We start from the raw sequence: 18,378 nt of genomic DNA, 5'->3' as shown, positions 1-18,378 counted from the left end.
GGTTGTTAAAACTTCAAATTAATCGGTTCTGACACCAAATTTCCGTTGTTGTAATATTCAAACACCCATTGTCCGTCTTTGAGTAATACGGTTCCGTTTACCCCATTTTTATCGGCCATAAACACATTCTTTTGGGAAGTGTTGTACAAGCGCATGATGACTTTCGGCTCATTGTCAACTACCTGATAACCATTTGCTGTTGGTTGTGCGAAAAAGAAAGGAGTATTGGGTTTAGATTCTATTTTGTTGTCTATTACTCTTACTGTAGGTTTTTCATTTGAATTAGGCGTGGAAACCGATTCAATTCTGGTTTCGGAAACCCTAACAACTGGTTTTTCAACTGTTGGTTCTGAACTTGAGACTTTGCCTTCATAGCGATAACCAAGTGTTTCAAAAGACTTGGCTGCAGCTCTCAAGGCTTGATTGTACGCTATAGAATATTGTTTCTCGCGACTGGTTCCGAGTTCGGTTTTGTAAACGATATTGCCCTTGCAATCCTTTAAAGCCACTCTGACTTTGGTAACCATTATACCGCTTTCATTGATGAGATCAGCCGTTAAAAAATCACAGCGATTAACCGTATCATCTGCAAAAGATTCATCACTGAAATACGCTTTGAAACCATATTTTTGAAGCAACAACTTTACAGCGGTATTTAGTCCAAACCGGTCATCTGATTTAAAACTGTCAAACTTTTTGGGTACAATTACGTATTGGTAATAATTAACTCCCTGAGAGTAAGACATAAAAGACACAAACAGTAACAAGAGTGCTATTTTTTTCATTAGAGTATGTTTTTTAATTCTGTTAGATGATGGATTGTTTTAAAGGTTGCTCCCGCATGTAATTTTTTCTCATCGAATAAAATGGCTTCCATGCCGAATTCGATGGCTCCGCGTACATCGGCATCAATACAATCACCAATCATTATGGCATTTTTTTTATCAACTTTAGCCAAAGATAAGGCAAATTCAAATATGTTGCGATGCGGTTTTTTTACGCCTGCCATTTCCGAATTGGTTACGGTTTTAAAATAACTTTCTAAACCGGAATTGGCCATTTTTTTATATTGTACTTCAGCAAAACCGTTGGTAATGATGTGCAAATTGTACTTGGGAAACAAATAATCCAAAACTTCAAAAGCACCATCGAACAGTAGGTTATTATCCGGTAAAAATGTAATATAATCATGGGCAATTTTATCGATAGCTTCGTCAGTGATATCATATTGCAATGCCTCAAAAGACTGCTTCAATCGTTGGTACCGCAATTCTTCGTGTGTCATTTTATCTACTTGATACAATTTCCAACAAGCCTGATTGATGGGCGCGTAAACTTCTACAAACTGATGGGTATCAAGCGTAGGATGCTGTTCTTTAAAAATTTTATCAAAGGCCAAAACCGAATTGGCGTCAAAATCCCAAAGCGTATGATCGAGATCGAAAAAAATGTCTGTGATGTGTTTCATGTTAAAAAATGCCTTCATCCTGAAAGCTCAAATAGCCTTTTTCGGTAATGATAATATGGTCGAGCACTTTAATATCCAATTGCTCGCCGGCAAAGGTAAGCTTTTTAGTGATTTCTCTGTCGGCTTCACTAGCCACAAGTTTTCCGGAAGGATGATTGTGGCTTAAAATAATAGAAGTCGCGTTGTGTTCCAAGGCTAATTTAAAAATCAGGCGAACATCTACAACAGTTCCGGTAATGCCGCCTTTTGAAAGTTGGGCTTTGTGAATCACTTTGTTGGCATTGTTGAGATACAGCACCCAAAATTCTTCGTGCAACAAATCGCCTATAATGGGTTGCATGATTTCGAAAACCGCTTTGGAAGAAGTAATTTTAAAGAAGTCAGGCAACGCTTCTGTCCGGCGCCTTCTGCCCAATTCTAAAGCTGCCGCTATAGTGACCGCTTTGGCCTCGCCTACGCCTTTGAATTCCATGAGTTGCTTAAGCGATAACTTACCGAGTGCATTCAGATTATTGTTAACGCTAAGGAGTATTCGTTTGCTTAAGGAAACCGCGCTTTCATTCCGACTGCCGGAACCAATCAGAATGGCGATTAATTCGGCATCACTTAAAACTGATTTTCCTTTAAGCATCAATTTTTCACGAGGTTTATCGTCTTCTGACCAATGTTTTATAGAAAAGTTTTGTTCCATGGCTTATACTAAAAAGAAAGAATTATCGTTAGTTCTTGAAACCTTAAAAGTATGAAAACTTTTTATTTTTTGCTAACTTTACTTACATTTTTAACTTGTAGTCAAAAAGAGATTGAGCAAAATAACGCTGAACCGTTGCTTGAAAACACATTTGAGAACCGTCTTTCCGAAGCGGCGCTTTCCGTAATTGATGAGGAAGTAGTGTACACGCCTGATTATGTTGCGATAAAATATCCTAACGGAGATGTTCCGGCTAAGACCGGCGTTTGTACCGATGTGGTCATCAGAGCGTACCGAAAATTGGGAATCGATTTGCAAAAAGAAGTACATGAGGATTTGAAAACCAACTTTTCAAAATATCCCAATTTAAAAAAATGGGGATTGAAGAAACCCGACACCAATATCGATCACAGAAGAGTACCGAATTTAGAAGTTTTTTTCAGTAGAAAAGGGCAAAAATTAGCCGTTACCCAAAACCCGAGCGATTATAAAACCGGAGAAATCGTGACTTGGATGATTAACGGAAAATTACCGCACATCGGGATCATAACCCACAAAAAATCCTCCAATGGTCATCCGATGATTGTGCACAATGTGGGCAACGGACAAGTATTGGAGGATTGTTTGTTTCGTTATGAGATTGTCGGTCATTTTAAATACCGAAAATAATTTGTAGACTAAAGAATCAACTTTTTCACCTCATCAAAATTCAACCCGCCGTAATTGCCGGAACTCATAAGCAACAAAGCGGTATTATTTAAATCGTAAGAGAATAAAAAGTCTTTAAACTCAACTGGATTGGTGTAAATAATCAAATCGTTTCGCTTGAATGACTGGGCAATTTGGTCGTAAGTCACTTCTTCCAATTGTTTGATTTTGACCGCATCGGGCGAATAAAAAACCACGGCCACATCGGCTGCATTTAAAGCACCTTCGTATTCTTTGAGGAATTCAGCATTCAAACTACTGTAAGTATGCAACTCGAGGCAAGCCACCAATTTTCGATCCGGATACTGCGCTTTTACCGCTTTCGTTGTTGCTGCAACTTTACTTGGTGAATGCGCGAAGTCTTTATAGGCTACTTTGCCTTTCCCTTCAGCTATTTTTTCTAATCGCTTACTGGCGCCTTTAAAACTGGCAATGGCTTCATAGAAATCGGCTTCGTCTACGCCCATATTTTGGCAAATCCATTTGGCTCCGGCTAAGTTGTTTAGGTTGTGTGCTCCAAACACTTCAATCGGCATCGGACCTTCAGGCGTATCTAAAAAAGTTACACCGTCTTTAACAGCATAACTTGGCGTTTGGTAAGGAATTCGGCGAATGGTATTGGTAGATTCTTCGGCAACTTTTTTTACGGTGGCGTCTTCTTCATTATAAACCAAAATTCCGCCTTTAGTGATTTGATTGACAAAAATTTCAAACTGTTCCACATAATTATCAAAGGTTGGAAACACATTGATATGATCCCAGGCAATACCCGACAACAAAGCGATATTGGGTTGGTACAAATGAAACTTTGGTCTTCTGTCTATGGGCGACGATAAATATTCATCTCCTTCTAACACAATAAAATCATTCTCATGTGTAAGATGCACCATAGTGTCAAAACCTTCTAATTGGGCGCCAACCATATAATCTACCTCAATATTATGGTAATGCATTACGTGTAAAATCATAGAAGTAATAGTGGTTTTTCCGTGAGAACCGCCTATAACTACTCGGGTTTTATTTTTGGATTGTTCGTATAAAAATTCGGGATATGAATAAATTTTCAGTCCTAATGCTTGGGCTCTGATCAATTCGGGGTTATCAGCTTTGGCGTGCATTCCGAGAATAACGGCTTCAATATCGGCAGTAATCTTTTCGGGAAACCAACCCATTTCTTGGGGAAGCAAGCCTTTTTTGTCCAAACGAGATTTGGAGGGTTCAAAAATAGCATCGTCGCTTCCGGTTACTTGGTATCCTTTTTCGTGTAAGGCCAATGCTAAATTGTGCATGGCTGCACCGCCAATGGCGATAAAATGTGTTCGCATGAGATTATGACTTATTTTTTTCTTTATAGGTTTCCAAAAGTAATCTGGCTCTTTCGGGCTGATTCATTTTGTTTTTGTAGAGATTTGCCAGTTTTTGATAAGATGTTTTTGAACCGCCAACGGTAATAGCCTTTAGGTAGTACTTTTCAGCTTCTTTGTATCGGTCAAAATATTCTGCTATTCTGCCTTGGGCTAAATAACCGTCAACCGGTGAAATTTTGAGTAATTCAGCAGCGTACCTTTGAGCCTTTTTTTCGCTTCCACCAACAATTCCAGGAAGCTGCAAATACAACTCGATTAATGCCCAACGAGCTTCAATATGATTTGAATCGAGAGCAATGGCCTTCTCAAATGAGGCTTTCACATCATCAATCATTCCCAAAGCTTTAAACTTGTTAGATTCTTTGGCTTTCATTCCTAAACAGCCACCATACTTGTAATGATAATTGGCCTCTCCGGGTTTGAGTTTAATTAACTTACCATAATAAAACATGGCTTTATCCCAAGATTTTTCTGCTCCTTCAATGTCACCGAGATATTCTAATGTTTTTATATGATTAGGGCTTTCCTTCAGAAAACTTTCAAAAATTGGCTTGGCCAAATCATACTTATCCTGCATGAAAAACTTTTCAGCTTTATCAAAATTAGATTGGGAATAAACTAACATCGGAAAACAGAATAACCATTGAACAATCAATCTCATTTAAGGCATTTTAGTTTTAAAGGAAAACAAAGATAGTACATTTTACGCTAACAGATATTCGAAGCTCTATTAAAGAAAAATCGTTTTTCCAAAAACCAAAAAGCAAAAAACATCGTACATATCCGCAAACCAAAACATCCTTAAACGGTTAAAAAAAACGATTAAAGACACCTTATAAAAGCATTACAACATCCTGTTTTTGAGGTATTTATTTAAAAAACCTGTCTAATAAAAGAAAAAAAACAGCTAAAAAATGTAGTTAGTCGATTTTTAAGGTAATACACCTAAAAATGAAACCACTTGTTTTGTTGCACTTTAAATTTGTATTGGTATTAACGAAGTTTAAAATTCATCGCCCTATGAAAAAAAACTACAACTACACAGACAATAAATCTTTCTTAGCATTATTTTTTTTAAAAAAACACTTATTTCTAATAGTGCTTTTAGTGCTAACTTATGGTTCTTCTTTATCTCAGGTTTCCGGACCTTTTTATCCAACTACTGGCTCAAATGTAACAGGTATCGGAACTGTAGGTTGGACTGCCACAAATAATATTGTAAGTGCCAATACCATAAATGCTACTGTGACCTTTACAGCAAGTGGAAATTCAAATTACTTGATGGGATCTAATTATGGTTTCAATATTCCTAATGGTGTTCAAGTTACGGGAATTGTTGTTGAAATTCATCGTAGAACAAGCTCGGTAGCCGCCGGAAGAACGGCTAAAGACAATGTTGTAAGCTTGGTTAAGAACGGTACTATTTTAGGAGTTAACAAAGCTGTTCCGACCAATTACACTACAACACTCACTACCGCTACTTATGGTTCAGCAACTGATTTATGGGGAACCACATGGACTGCAGCGGATGTTAATGCCTCCAATTTTGGGGCTGTAATAGCCGTAACGGCCACGAACAATCCAACTGTTCATGTAGATTACATTAGAATAACGGTACATTACATCCCTATTCCTGTAATTTCTTCACTCAGTCAAACTAGCGCATGCTTTAACTCTTCAACTCAGATAATTATAACAGGTAATCACTTTACCAATGCCTCCAATGTAAGTTTTAATGGTATTTCTGCCTCATACATTGTAAACAGTAATACACAAATAACGGCAACTTTACCAAATGGTTCATCCACAGGAAATATAACTGTTACTACTCCATCAGGCACTACGTCCAGCCCAACATCATTTACTATAAACCCTTTACCAACAGTAGAACCAATAACCGGCAATTTAATAGTTTGTCCTGGGGCTGATACCCAACTTTCAAATGCTACAATTGGGGGGATTTGGTCAAGTAATTCAACAAGTATAGCTAATGTAAATAATTCGGGTAATGTAACCGGTATTAGTGCTGGAACTTCATTGATAAGTTATACTTACACAGACGGAAACGGTTGTTCCAATGCTTCCTCTGCTACAGTTTTAGTTAATACACCTCCTAGTGTAACTGCTACCGGTACAGTTTGTTTTGGAAACACTTTACAACTCTCACCAATGTCAGGCGGAACTTGGATTAGCAATGATGTTACAAGAGCTACAATTGACAACAGCGGACTGGCAACGGGGCTTAATTATGGCACTGTAACCTTTACTTTTACTGACGAAACCACAACTTGTTCCAGTACAACCGGTTTGATTGCCATTCCATCCCCAATGTCAATCACCAATCAGCCAACTGATATTACTATTTGTGAAAATAGTCCTTTTTCTATTTCAGTTGAGGCGAATGGAGACAACTTAAGTTATCAATGGTATAAAGGAGCTACTTTACTTACCAATGGTGGGACTATTTCAGGAGTCAATTCCTCAACCCTCTCCTTTTCTCTTGCTGCACCTTCGCATACAGGTAATGATTATTATTGTGTAATAAGCAATGGATGTGAATCTAACTTAGTCAGTAACTATGCGATTGTAACCGTTAATGCTCAAAGTGTAGGCGGTACTGTTTCCGTTTCACTACCTAATGTTGTTCCAGTGGAAAGAACCACTACTGTATGCCATTTCGGATCCGGCACACTTTATTTAAGTGGGCACGTCGGCAATGTTATACGATGGGAATCGACCACAAATGGCGGAACAACTTGGAACAACATCAACAATACCACTACTACTCTCAATTATACGAATATTTTGCAATCAACATTTTTTAGAGCCGTTGTTCAAAACGGAAACTCTTGTATTTTGGCCTATTCCTATGTTGGTTTAGTTGATGTTATCCCGAACATAAAACCAACACCGGTTACCGCCACACCTAATACACTATGTATAGGTGAATCCTCGGTTTTATATTCCGAAAGCGGTTTTGCAACAAGTTCTTACTTAGCAACAGGAGGAACTTTCAGCAATGCGAATCCTGAAAATTGGTTAATTGACGGTTGTGGAAATTGCTTAAATGCCGGTGGAAGTAATACTGCCGAAGGACCGTTCAGATTAAGCGCTACCAACGGAGGAACCTACTCCGGAATCAATTTTGCATCAATCGGAAAGTTTGCCATTGCTAACGGAAATTACAACTCCATCATGCAAACACCTATATTCAACACCTACGGATTGTCCTCAGCCAGTTTGAGTTTTAATCATGCTTTCAATTTACAAGCAGGGGCTTCTGTATCGGTTGAACTTTCCTTAGACAGTGGTGCTACCTACACGGTAGTTTTAGCAACCTTTAGTGGTCCAAGCATAAGAAATCCCTATAATGCCTTCCCTAATCAAACTATTGATTTAAGCAATTATATCGGACAAGCGAATCTAAGAATTCGATTTGTATATAATGGAACCGCGAATAGTTCTTGGGCCATTGATAATATTTTAATTCCCGAAGCACCGGCCAACATAACCACACAATGGATTGATTCAATCACCGGAGAAGTGATTAGCACCACTGCTACGGCTACAGTTACACCAACCACAACCACAACATATGCTATCACTTCTTTCTTGAACGGATGTAGCAGTTATGGTCCTGATGGAACAACTTATATTACCGTTACCGTAAACCAAAGGCCTACTGCTTCAATTGGCCCTTCACAAACTATCTGCAATAATGGAACGGCCACCTTTAGTGTTGCCTTAACAGGATCAGCCCCTTGGACCATAACTTATACTAATGGAATAACTTCCACGACAGTTAATAATATTACTACTAACCCTTATATTTTTAGTGTTAGCGGGATGACTGCCAATAGAACGTATACCATTACCTCGTTAAGTGATTCTAAATGTGTGGCAAAACCGGAAAACATTACGGGCTCAGCGACAGTTACAGTTTTAAACGGAACGGTTGGATTGTGGACCGGATTAGTTAGTGATGATTGGTTTGACTGCAAGAATTGGGCTGGTGGATTACCTTCACCGTCAATTGATGCCGTAATTCCAAATGGTGCTATCAGAATGCCGGTTATTGACCCAGTAAACTCTGCTTTTGCAGCGCTATACGGTAATGTTGCAAGGGCTCGCGACGTGATTATTGCCACCAACGCCTCTTTAACAATGAATGCAAATTCAAATTTGTATGTTAATAGAGACTGGAAAAACAGTGGTACGTTTGAACACGGTACCGGTACTGTTGTTTTTGACGGTTCCTTGTTAAACCAAATACAACTGGTTAATACCGGAATAAAAAACAACGAAACTTTCTATAATCTTACCCTTAACAATACTAATGGTGCTAAAGGAATTAGTCTAATCGACGGTTTTGAACTTACAGTCATCAACAACCTATCCTTGTTAAGTGGTGATTTAAGATTGGTTGGAGAAGCACAAATTGTACAAAACGGCACTTCAGCAAATACGACAACAGGAACAGGAAAAGTATTAAAAGATCAACAAGGCACTATAAGTAGTTATCACTATAACTATTGGTCTTCTCCTGTTTCAACTAACGGCACTACTTACACCATTGGCGGTGTATTGAGAGACGGTACAGAATCCTCTTCCAACCCTTTTAATCCCGGAGTCATTAACTTTGGAAGCGGATCCGGTTTTGCAGATGGTGCTTTAACGAGTCCGATAAAGCTTAGTACCAGTTGGATGTATAAATACACTAGCCTGAATGCTAACTATGCCGGATGGCAATTTGTTGGAGTTAATGGCAGTATCAAGATTGGAGAAGGTTTTACTATGAAAGGACCTTCAGGAAGTGTCCCAGCCTCTGAACAACAAAACTATGTTTTTTCCGGAAAGCCAAACAATGGCAATATCAGTTTGACTATCGGCATGAATCAAACATATTTGGTTGGAAACCCATATCCTTCAGCATTAGATGCCGATGAATTCATCAAAGACAACATTAAGGATGGTGACGGAAGGGCAGCCAGTAATATTTTTAACGGTGCATTGTATTTTTGGGATCATTTTGGTGGTCAAACTCATATACTCAATCAATATATTGGTGGGTACGCTACCTATACTTTAATGGGCGGCGTAGTTGCCATATCAAATGACCCATTAACGGCGAATAATGGCACCAACGGTGTGAAAACCCCGAAAAGATACATCCCTGTAGCACAAGGATTTTTCATAGGCACTACAAATGTAGCTCCATTAACCAGTAATAATCCTAATCTTACCTCTCCTGTAACAGGTGGTACTGTGATGTTCAAAAATACGCAACGTGTTTTCAAAACGGAATCTGCGGCAAACTCAGTTTTCTTCAGAAACCAACAAGAAGAACAATCTGTTAGTTCAGATGAAAGAAGTAAAATTAGACTTCTGTTCCAGTCACCTTTACAAACATATCGCCAAATATTAATCGGTACAGATGAAAACACGACTAACAGTTTTGACATCGGCTATGATGCACCTATAATCGATTTAAATCCGGATGATTTTTATTGGAATATTGATAATAATAAATTTTCCATCCAAGCTGTGTCGAACTTTACATCCGACCAGGTTATTCCACTTGGAGTACAAACTTCTGTAGAAGGACTTTGCACCATAAAGATTTTAGGATTAGATAACATTGCATCAAGTACAGCTATATACATTCATGACAATCAAACCGGAATCTATCACAATTTAAGCGAAGGTGATTTCAGTATTTCATTGCCTACAGGTGAATACAATAACCGATTTAGTTTACGTTTCTCAAGCCAAACCTTGAGTAATGATGTGCCTAAACAAATCAATCCGATTATTTATTTCACCAACAATGACAATATGCTCAATATTAAAAATCAAGATTTGAACCTTAACTTTAAAGACGTTTCGATTTACAATATTTTGGGACAACATTTGTTTACTTATTCCATTACAAATAATGACATTGAAGATTTAAGTATCCCAATTCAAAATATCAGTTCCGGAACATACATCGTGAAACTTAATACTATTGATCAAAAATCCTTTAGTCAAAAAATCATCAAAAAATAAACCTAGCCTTTAGCTGAAGAATTTAATAGACAATAATTAAAACAGAAACTGTAACGCTAAAATGTCAATAATAAAAAAACGTCCTGATTACTCAGGACGTTTTTATTTATAAGTTTTAAGTGGAAATTACTTCACTAAAGTCATTTCGTCAACAATGTGTTTAGCACCTGAGAAATTCTCAATCACCCATAACACATAACGGATATCAACGTTAATAGTTCTTTGTAATTTGCTGTCGAAGATAACGTCTCCGGCCATAGCTTCAATGTTTCCGTCGAAAGCCAAACCAATTAATTCTCCTTTACCGTTCAATACCGGTGAACCTGAGTTTCCTCCGGTGATATCATTATCGGTTAGGAAATTCACGTGTAGAGAACCGTCTTTATCAGCATAACGACCGTAATCTCTGTTTTTGTTCATCTCTAAAACTTTCAAAGGCAAATCAAATTCTTGATCTCCTTTTTTGTATTTCTTAACCTGACCATCTAAAGTGGTGTAGTTGTTAATTTTGGCGTCATTACGCTTATCAGCCGGCAACGAACGTACTTTACCGTAAGTCAAACGCAAAGTAGAGTTAGCATCCGGATATTTGATAGTTCCAATTTTTGACTCTCTCAAACCTTCTACTAACAAACGAAAAGAAGCACTGAAATCGTTTTGCGCTTTGGCAATTTCATCTGATTTAGAGCTGAAATGTGTCAACATATCATTCGATAACACATACAACGGATCATTTTCCAAAGCACCTTGGCTAGGAATCACTAAAAACGCTTTGATTCGGTCTAAAGAAGTAAAAATACTAATATCGAAAGCCGCATTTACGTACTTGGTAAAATCGTTTCCGTTTTCATCACCAATCTTTTTCACAGACGGTGCGATAGCATATCCTGTAGCTTTGGTTGCGTAGATTTTTAATTGAGCTGCCAAAATATCTTTCTCAGCAGGAATGTGTATTTCTTTGTACATTTCTGTTGCCATTTCTTCAATAGCCGGAGCCATTTGAGCACGTTTAGTCGCATCTGCTTTAGCATAAGCTTCCAATTGTCTTCCTAAAGTTCTTCCGATAGTACCGAAAGAAGTCGTTCTGAACAATTGTTGCATGTAGTTATCGTGTCTTGACTTTTCGTTAGTTAAAGCGTAAAACTTGTTGATGTTGGCAATTACAGTTCCATACTTAGCTTTATTAGCAGGTTTGTTAGCCCATTTTTCAAATTTTGTTTCTTGTGCTGCTTTTGTTTTGGCAGTACCAAACTTGGTCAAAGCGTCAATCATTCCCTGACGGTTTTTCCAATAGTTAGCCGTTGAAGCATATTTGGAAGCATACATTAGATTCAAAGCATCACTTTGATCCATATATTTTTTCATGTTATCCATACCTACTTTAGCACCTTCAACCCAAGCAGGATAAGCAAACTTAACGTTTTGCTCAATTCCGCCTGCCGGCATCCAACGGTTGGTTCTACCTGGATAACCTAAAATCATGGCAAAGTCATTTTCTTTAACACCGCCAATATTTACCGGCAAATAGTGTTTAGGCTGTAAAGGCACATTGTTTTCTGAATACTCCGCTGGATTACCGTCTTTGTCAGCGTAAACGCGGAACATTGAGAAATCAGCGGTGTGACGCGGCCATTCCCAGTTGTCGGTATCACCACCAAATTTACCTAAGCTTTCAGGTGGTGTTCCTACTAAACGTACATCCTTGTAATCTTGGTAAACAAAGTAGTAAAACTCATTCCCTTGGAAGAATGAACGAACAGAAACCGTGTATTTTCCACCACCGTTGTTTTCTTTTTCGATAGCCGCAATCTCAGCATTAATGGCTTTCTCTCTGTCGGCTTCCGACATTGAAGGATTAACTTTAGCTAAGATACGCTTAGTACAATCGTCCATTCTCACGAAAAAGCGAACAAATAAGCTGGCTGGCTTCATTTCTTCTTTGCGGTTTTTAGCCCAAAAACCATCTTTTAAATAGTTTTTTTCTGCCGATGACAATTCGGCTATAGCATCATATCCACAGTGGTGATTGGTTAACACCAAACCGTCTTTAGAAACGATTTCCGCGGTACAACCTCCGTTAAACTGAACGATAGCATCTTTCAAACTGTGGTTGTTGATACTGTAAATTTCTTCGGCTGTCAACTGCAAGCCCATTTTTTGCATGTCTCTGTGATTCAAACGCTCGATGAACATCAAAAACCACATTCCTTCGTCGGCTTTTACACTAGTCGGAACAAGCATAATGGCAGCAATCAAGGATAAAATAATTTTCTTCATTGTTAATATGTGTTTTAAATAGTTTGTGTGTTAGTAACCTACGAGATAAAAAATACTTGATACCTGCAAGCTAAAAACGATTGCGAATATACTTTTTTTTAAGGAGTAAGCAGAAAAACCGCTTTAAAAACTATAACGATTGAGAGAATTTTAACTTAATTTTTAGAAATAAAAAAAGCCACTCTTTAGGATAGCTTTGTAATGATAGTAAACTGCAGATTAAATACCATGACTATTTTCCGGCTCCTCGGTATCAACATTCAGCATTTCCCAAAGCTTGTCTTTCAATTCGGTAAGCCCTTGATTGGCTACTGAGGAAATGAACAAATAAGGTAAACCTTTGAATTCTTTATCGAGTTGCTGTTTGAGTTCCGCTTTCAGTTCATCATCGAGCATATCGCATTTCGAAATGACTAACAAACGATCCTTATCTAACATCTCCGGATTATAACGACGCAATTCATCCAATAAAATTTCGTATTCTTTTTTGATGTCATCTGCATCGGCCGGCACCAAAAACAATAAAGTAGAGTTTCTTTCGATGTGTCGCAAAAAGTAATGACCTAATCCTTTGCCTTCGGCTGCGCCTTCAATAATACCCGGAATATCGGCCATGACAAACGATTTGAAATCGCGGTACGCCACAATCCCTAAATTGGGCTTTAAAGTAGTAAACGGATAATCAGCAATTTTTGGCTTGGCAGAAGTCAATACCGAAAGTAAAGTCGATTTTCCGGCATTTGGGAAACCTACCAAACCAACATCGGCTAAGACTTTCAACTCTAAAATCACATCCATTTCTTCCGGCGGCATACCCGGTTGTGCGTATCTCGGTGTTTGATTGGTAGCACTTCTGAAATGCCAATTACCCAATCCACCTTTTCCCCCTTTGACCAAGATTCTTTCTTCGCCGTGCTCGGTAATTTCGAATAAAATTTCTTCTGTTTCTTTATCGCGTACTACGGTTCCGAGTGGCACTTCGATAATTTTATCTTCACCGTCGTGACCGGTACTGCGAGAACTTCCGCCATCGCCCCCGTGACCGGCTTTAATATGACGCGCAAATTTTAGGTGAAATAAAGTCCACAGTCCTTTGTTCCCTCTCAATATGACGTGACCGCCTCTTCCTCCGTCTCCGCCATCAGGCCCGCCTTTTTCAATAAATTTCTCTCTATGCAGATGCGAGGATCCTTTCCCTCCTTTTCCGGAAGAAACATAAATTTTTACGTAGTCTACAAAGTTTCCTTCTGTCATTATTTCTAGGGTTCAGTCTAAGTTTTACTGCGTCAGTTCGCTAACGCTCGTGTCAGTCTCAATTTAACTGTTTACAACTTACTGTAAACTGCGACTGTGACTGTTGACTTATTTTATTCTTTTATCGCTTTTACAAGCACTTTATCAATCTTTACGCCATCCATATCGATGACTTCTATTTCAAATTTATTCCAAATGAGTATTTCTCCGGTTTTTGGTATATTACCTAGTTCGGTCATGATTAAACCACTCACTGTAGTGACGTCATAATCGTTAATCAGTTCGTCCATATCAAAATACGTCAGGAAATCGTGTAACGAATAATGGCCGTCTACCAACCAAGTACCATCTTCACGGGCAATTAATTTGAACTCGTCTTCGTAGAAATCGGCAGCGTCACCAACCAAGGCTTCTAAGATGTCGTTCAGCGTAATGATTCCTTGAAAAACGCCGTATTCATCAGTTACTAAAGCATAATGTACTTTCGATTTTTTGAAATTCTCCAGTGCTTTGTAAGCTGACGTATGCTCTATCAAATACACCGGTTCTTTGGTAATGGCCTTTAAATCGAAGGTACCTTTTTTCTCAAAAGCCGTAAACAAATCTTTCAGCAAAACCACACCGACTACATCGTCCAGATTTTCATTACAAACCGGATAAACCGAATGTAATTCGTCCAATACTTTGGCTTTCAGCTCCTCAATTGTATCTTCATACGACAGATAAACTATTGATTTCCGGTGCGTCATTAACGAATTTACTTTTCGGTCGCCAATGTGAAAAACACGCTCTACAATATCTTGCTCAATTTCCTGTACTTCACCGCCTTCAGTACCTTCTTTGATGATGGCTTTGATTTCTTCTTCGGTCACTTTACCGTCAGCTGTCGGTTTGATTTTGAAAACATCCAATATAAAATCGGTTGAAACCGTAAGCAACCAAATAAACGGCATAGTGATGATGGAGACCATTTTCATGGGAACGGCCACGGCTTTCGCAATAGCCTCAGGATAGTTCAAACCAATTCTTTTCGGCAATAATTCGCCTAAAACCAAAGAGAAAAATGTCAATACCACTACAACTATCCCAACGGAAAGTGAATGAGCATACGGTTTTAAACCGGCAAATCCTTCTACAAACAACTTAACATCTTCGGTAATCTTGTCGCCCGAATAGATACCGGTTAAAATCCCGATTAAGGTAATTCCGATTTGAACGGTGGACAAAAATTTGTTGGGCGAATTGGCCAAATCGAGAGCCACTTTCGCATTGGTATTCCCTTTCTTTGCTGCGGTCTCCAAACGATTTTTACGTGCGGATATCAAAGCGATTTCCGACATCGAAAATACTCCGTTAAGCAGGATTAAAAAAAGAATAATAAGTATTTCCATTTGTTATTGGTTGCGAGTTTTGGGTTGTTAGGTTGCGGGTTTAACTCGACCCGAGCAAAGCGAATTGGCAAAGCAAAAAAGCACCTCGGAACTTAAAAACTATCAAAAACGTTTGTGAGTCTTTCTGTTACTTCCTCAATAGTCCCGATACCGTTTACCGCGTGAAATTTGCCTTGAGCTTTATAATAATCCATCAAAGGCGCTGTTTTTTCGTTGTACTCTTGGTAGCGGTTTCGGATTTTCTCTTCGTCTTGATCATCAGGTCGGCCGGAGGTTTTCCCTCTTTCCAATAAACGAGCCACTAAAATATTATCGTCGGCTTCTAAAGCCACAGTAGCCGTGATGTTTTGTCCTTTTGCCTCTAAAAATCGGTCCAAAGCTTCCGCTTGTGCAAGCGTTCTCGGAAAACCGTCAAATAAAAATCCGGCCGACTGAGGGTTTTTATCCACTTCGCTTTGCAACATTTGAATGGTCACTTCATCCGGAACCAAATCACCTTTGTCCATGTAGGTTTTGGCTAACTGGCCTAACTCGGTGTCGTTTTTAATGTTGTATCTGAAAATGTCTCCGGTAGACAAGTGTGTCAAGTTGTATTTCTCTTTTAAAAATTCAGCTTGAGTACCTTTTCCGGCACCCGGTTTTCCGAAAAGAACGATGTTGATCATTTTGTAAAAGTTATATGTTGTAAGTTGTATGTTATAAGTTATTATGTTGTATGTTGTGAGTTGTTGATTAAATCATATTTAAGTGGTCTTGCACCAAATTTTAACCTACAACTTACAACCTACCACCAAATTATTGCGCCAATTGGTAAACATCCGGTAAATTTCTGCCTAAACCATCGTAGTCTAAACCATAACCAACGATAAATTTGTTTGGAATACGGATACCAACGTAATCAATTTTAATCTCTTTTTTGTAAGCTTCCGGTTTAAAGAATAAAGTAGCAATTTTCAAATGCTTAACTTTCTTTTCTTTAAAAATGGCTTTCAATTCTTCCACTGTGTTGCCGGTATCAACGATATCTTCCACAATGACAACAGTTCTGCCTTCTAAATCTTGATCTAAACCGATTAATTGTTTCACATCACCAGTACTTTGCGTACCTTCATAGGAAGCCATTTTAACGAAATTCACCTCGCACATTCCGCGGTATTTTTTCATCAAATCACTCAAAACCATAAAGGAACCGTTTAAAACCCCAATAAAAACAGGCACTTCATCAAAAAAATCATCATCCATTTGCTTTGCCATATTCGCAATCGCAAAATCAATTTCTTCTGAAGAAATAAATGGCTCGAAGGATTTATCGTGTAAGTGTATCATGTTGTGTTGATTTTGAAATAAGCTGCAAATTTAAAGAAGTCTAAAGTATTACATACTAAGTATTGACACTTTTTTGCAAAATAGATATATTTACCTAATGGATGCTACTTACTACCAAACTATAGCCAACAGTACAGCGCATCGCAAATGTCGAGATGACCAAAGAGATTTCATCTTTAACCATTGCGAATATTTACCTGATTTATTGCAAATCAGTTACAACACTACAGACAAAAACCACCACAAGGCTTGTTGGATTTTGGAATTGGTCTTTGAAGAACGATTGGCACTCATACAATCGCATCTGAGTGATTTTTGCGACAATTTAAAACACTTCACTTCGGATTCCGCTATTCGTTCGTTGTCGAAAATTTGCTTGTTTTTAGCCCAAAGTAAAACCCTTAAGCTAACCGAAATCCAAGAGGAACAAATTATAGAAGCTTGTTTGGACTGGCTGATTCAAACCGACAAAGCTGCAAACGCTGCGTACAGTATGAGAGCCTTATACTTTTTAGGCAAAAGACAGCCTTGGATAAACAGCGAATTAAAACTCATTTTATCCCGCGAATTCGAGAACCAAACGCCGGGTTATCGCTCGGCCGTTAAAGACCTTTTAAAACGATTGCGATAGTTTTATGGATTACTTATCTTTGCGCAAACACAACTACAATGAACTACTTTTCCTCCGATTTTAAACTCGGCATCCTAGGTGGCGGACAATTAGGCAAAATGCTTTTGGCCGAAACCCGAAAATTCGACATTCAAACTTATGTACTGGATTCCAGTGATGAAGCGCCAAGCCGTTTCGGTGCTCACGCTTTTTACAAAGGGAGTTTGATGGATTTTGATACCGTTTACCAATTTGGGAAACTGGTCAATTTACTAACCATCGAAATTGAAAATGTAAATTTGGATGCTTTAGACCAATTGGAAGCTGAAGGCTTACCCGTTTTCCCGTCGCCCAAAACCTTGCGACTCATTCAAAACAAAGGCAGGCAAAAGGATTTTTATGTCGACAATCACATTCCAACCTCACAGCACCAACGTTTTGTTGACCTCAACGATTTGAAAAAATCGCTCGAAAAAGACGAACTCGAATTTCCTTTTGTATGGAAATGTGCCCAATTTGGCTATGACGGTAATGGTGTGAAAATCGTACGCTCTACCCTGGATTTAATCAATCTTCCCGAAGTAGAATGCATCGCCGAACAAATGGTGCCGTTTAAAAACGAATTGGCAGTAATTGTTGCCCGCTCGGTTTCAGGTGAAGTCAAAACTTATCCTGTTGTAGAAATGGAATTCCATCCCGAAGCCAACCAAGTAGAATATGTAATCTGTCCGGCACGCATCAACGAGAAGGTCACCCAAAAAGCCACTGAGGTTGCTTTACAGGTATCACAAGCCTTCAATCATGTTGGCTTATTAGCGGTGGAAATGTTCCAAACCGAAGCCGATGACATTTTGGTGAATGAAGTCGCGCCAAGACCACATAACTCGGGTCATTACAGCATAGAAGCGAGCTACACTTCGCAGTTTGAAAACCATTTGCGAGCCATATTAAATTTACCTTTAGGCAATACCGATAGCAAAGTAGCCGGAATTATGGTAAATTTGGTGGGCGAAGAAGGCTTTTCGGGTTCGGTAGTTTATGAAAACATCGAAAAAATTATGGCCATTGACGGCGTAACGCCACATATTTACGGCAAAAGAGAAACCCGTCCGTTCCGAAAAATGGGACACGTAACCATTGTTAATGAAGACATGACCGAAGCCAGAAAGATTGCGGAAGAAGTGAAAAACAGTATTAGAGTAATTAGTGAAATGAAATAACCACAAATTTCACAAATT

14 protein-coding genes are annotated in these 18,378 nt (G+C 38.6%); 4 read left to right on the top strand and 10 right to left on the bottom strand.

Translation table 11 applies throughout. From position 1 onward, the window contains the following. Nucleotides 1-5: 5 nt before the first annotated feature. From Q0M21_RS11925 to radC, 3 genes are read right to left on the bottom strand one after another with little or no spacing between them, the layout of a single operon-like run. Complete coding sequence (locus Q0M21_RS11925) at nucleotides 6-785, bottom strand: hypothetical protein (RefSeq protein ID WP_295338609.1); 780 nt, start codon at nucleotides 783-785, stop codon at nucleotides 6-8. Continuing rightward, the gene (locus Q0M21_RS11920) at nucleotides 785-1,468 is read right to left on the bottom strand and encodes a YjjG family noncanonical pyrimidine nucleotidase (RefSeq protein WP_295338605.1); all 684 of its coding nucleotides are present in this window, start codon (nucleotides 1,466-1,468) and stop codon (nucleotides 785-787) included. Before Q0M21_RS11920 ends, Q0M21_RS11925 begins: the two co-directional genes overlap by 1 nt. Nucleotide 1,469: 1 nt before the next feature. Next, complete coding sequence (gene radC, locus Q0M21_RS11915; protein WP_295338601.1) at nucleotides 1,470-2,159, bottom strand: DNA repair protein RadC; 690 nt, start codon at nucleotides 2,157-2,159, stop codon at nucleotides 1,470-1,472. A gap of 51 nt (nucleotides 2,160-2,210) precedes the next feature. Here radC and Q0M21_RS11910 point away from each other — a divergent pair, with 51 nt between their 5' ends. After that, nucleotides 2,211-2,828, top strand: a complete 618-nt coding sequence (locus Q0M21_RS11910; protein ID WP_295338596.1) for a DUF1287 domain-containing protein — start codon at nucleotides 2,211-2,213, stop codon at nucleotides 2,826-2,828. Nucleotides 2,829-2,836: 8 nt separating this feature from the next. Here the strand turns inward: Q0M21_RS11910 and murC are convergent, their stop codons facing one another. Both murC and Q0M21_RS11900 read right to left on the bottom strand, forming a co-directional pair. Beyond that, nucleotides 2,837-4,192 (bottom strand): Mur ligase family protein, encoded by a 1,356-nt coding sequence (gene murC, locus Q0M21_RS11905; RefSeq protein WP_295338593.1) that lies wholly within the window; start codon nucleotides 4,190-4,192, stop codon nucleotides 2,837-2,839. Nucleotides 4,193-4,196: 4 nt separating this feature from the next. Then, nucleotides 4,197-4,895, bottom strand: coding sequence for a hypothetical protein (locus Q0M21_RS11900; protein ID WP_295338590.1), 699 nt, complete (start codon nucleotides 4,893-4,895; stop codon nucleotides 4,197-4,199). 359 nt (nucleotides 4,896-5,254) lie between these two features. On the opposite strand from Q0M21_RS11900, the gene Q0M21_RS11895 reads away from it, so the two are divergent. Then, nucleotides 5,255-10,282: a T9SS type A sorting domain-containing protein gene (locus Q0M21_RS11895; protein ID WP_295338586.1), complete on the top strand. Its 5,028-nt coding sequence runs from the start codon at nucleotides 5,255-5,257 to the stop codon at nucleotides 10,280-10,282. Nucleotides 10,283-10,408: 126 nt separating this feature from the next. Here Q0M21_RS11895 and Q0M21_RS11890 read toward each other — a convergent pair whose 3' ends face one another. The 5 genes from Q0M21_RS11890 to hpt form a co-directional block, all read right to left on the bottom strand. Further along, a complete protein-coding gene (locus tag Q0M21_RS11890) occupies nucleotides 10,409-12,559 on the bottom strand; it encodes a S46 family peptidase (RefSeq protein ID WP_295338583.1) in 2,151 nt (716 codons plus the stop codon). 219 nt (nucleotides 12,560-12,778) lie between these two features. Further along, entirely contained in the window at nucleotides 12,779-13,813 is a 1,035-nt protein-coding gene (gene obgE / locus Q0M21_RS11885; RefSeq protein WP_295338580.1) for a GTPase ObgE, read from the bottom strand. Nucleotides 13,814-13,926: 113 nt separating this feature from the next. Further along, on the bottom strand, nucleotides 13,927-15,204 hold the full coding sequence (locus tag Q0M21_RS11880) for a hemolysin family protein (RefSeq protein ID WP_295338577.1): 1,278 nt from the start codon (nucleotides 15,202-15,204) through the stop codon (nucleotides 13,927-13,929). A 92-nt stretch (nucleotides 15,205-15,296) separates the two neighbouring features. After that, on the bottom strand, nucleotides 15,297-15,869 hold the full coding sequence (locus Q0M21_RS11875) for an adenylate kinase (RefSeq protein ID WP_295338574.1): 573 nt from the start codon (nucleotides 15,867-15,869) through the stop codon (nucleotides 15,297-15,299). A gap of 130 nt (nucleotides 15,870-15,999) precedes the next feature. Further along, nucleotides 16,000-16,530, bottom strand: a complete 531-nt coding sequence (hpt, locus tag Q0M21_RS11870) for a hypoxanthine phosphoribosyltransferase (RefSeq protein ID WP_295338571.1) — start codon at nucleotides 16,528-16,530, stop codon at nucleotides 16,000-16,002. 97 nt (nucleotides 16,531-16,627) lie between these two features. Between hpt and Q0M21_RS11865 the strand changes: the two genes are divergently transcribed. After that, entirely contained in the window at nucleotides 16,628-17,161 is a 534-nt protein-coding gene (locus tag Q0M21_RS11865) for a hypothetical protein (protein ID WP_295338568.1), read from the top strand. A gap of 38 nt (nucleotides 17,162-17,199) precedes the next feature. Further along, nucleotides 17,200-18,360, top strand: coding sequence for a 5-(carboxyamino)imidazole ribonucleotide synthase (locus Q0M21_RS11860; RefSeq protein ID WP_295338565.1), 1,161 nt, complete (start codon nucleotides 17,200-17,202; stop codon nucleotides 18,358-18,360). Nucleotides 18,361-18,378 lie beyond the last annotated feature (18 nt).

The organism is Flavobacterium sp., assembly GCF_024710485.1.
Classification (GTDB): Bacteria; Bacteroidota; Bacteroidia; order Flavobacteriales; family Flavobacteriaceae; genus Flavobacterium.
Note: the sequence above shows the minus strand (reverse complement) of the source record. Positions and strands in the feature narration are given on the sequence as shown.

What these genes read in the sequence shown, in the direction of transcription:
- Q0M21_RS11860 (WP_295338565.1), top strand. Translation starts at nt 17,200, where the DNA reads ATGAACTACTTTTCCTCCGATTTTAAACTCGGCATCCTAGGTGGCGGA.
- hpt (WP_295338571.1), bottom strand. Translation starts at nt 16,530, where the DNA reads ATGATACACTTACACGATAAATCCTTCGAGCCATTTATTTCTTCAGAA.
- Q0M21_RS11910 (WP_295338596.1), top strand. Translation starts at nt 2,211, where the DNA reads ATGAAAACTTTTTATTTTTTGCTAACTTTACTTACATTTTTAACTTGT.
- radC (WP_295338601.1), bottom strand. Translation starts at nt 2,159, where the DNA reads ATGGAACAAAACTTTTCTATAAAACATTGGTCAGAAGACGATAAACCT.
- Q0M21_RS11895 (WP_295338586.1), top strand. Translation starts at nt 5,255, where the DNA reads ATGAAAAAAAACTACAACTACACAGACAATAAATCTTTCTTAGCATTA.
- Q0M21_RS11880 (WP_295338577.1), bottom strand. Translation starts at nt 15,204, where the DNA reads ATGGAAATACTTATTATTCTTTTTTTAATCCTGCTTAACGGAGTATTT.
- Q0M21_RS11875 (WP_295338574.1), bottom strand. Translation starts at nt 15,869, where the DNA reads ATGATCAACATCGTTCTTTTCGGAAAACCGGGTGCCGGAAAAGGTACT.
- Q0M21_RS11900 (WP_295338590.1), bottom strand. Translation starts at nt 4,895, where the DNA reads ATGAGATTGATTGTTCAATGGTTATTCTGTTTTCCGATGTTAGTTTAT.
- Q0M21_RS11925 (WP_295338609.1), bottom strand. Translation starts at nt 785, where the DNA reads ATGAAAAAAATAGCACTCTTGTTACTGTTTGTGTCTTTTATGTCTTAC.
- Q0M21_RS11920 (WP_295338605.1), bottom strand. Translation starts at nt 1,468, where the DNA reads ATGAAACACATCACAGACATTTTTTTCGATCTCGATCATACGCTTTGG.
- Q0M21_RS11890 (WP_295338583.1), bottom strand. Translation starts at nt 12,559, where the DNA reads ATGAAGAAAATTATTTTATCCTTGATTGCTGCCATTATGCTTGTTCCG.
- obgE (WP_295338580.1), bottom strand. Translation starts at nt 13,813, where the DNA reads ATGACAGAAGGAAACTTTGTAGACTACGTAAAAATTTATGTTTCTTCC.
- Q0M21_RS11865 (WP_295338568.1), top strand. Translation starts at nt 16,628, where the DNA reads ATGGATGCTACTTACTACCAAACTATAGCCAACAGTACAGCGCATCGC.
- murC (WP_295338593.1), bottom strand. Translation starts at nt 4,192, where the DNA reads ATGCGAACACATTTTATCGCCATTGGCGGTGCAGCCATGCACAATTTA.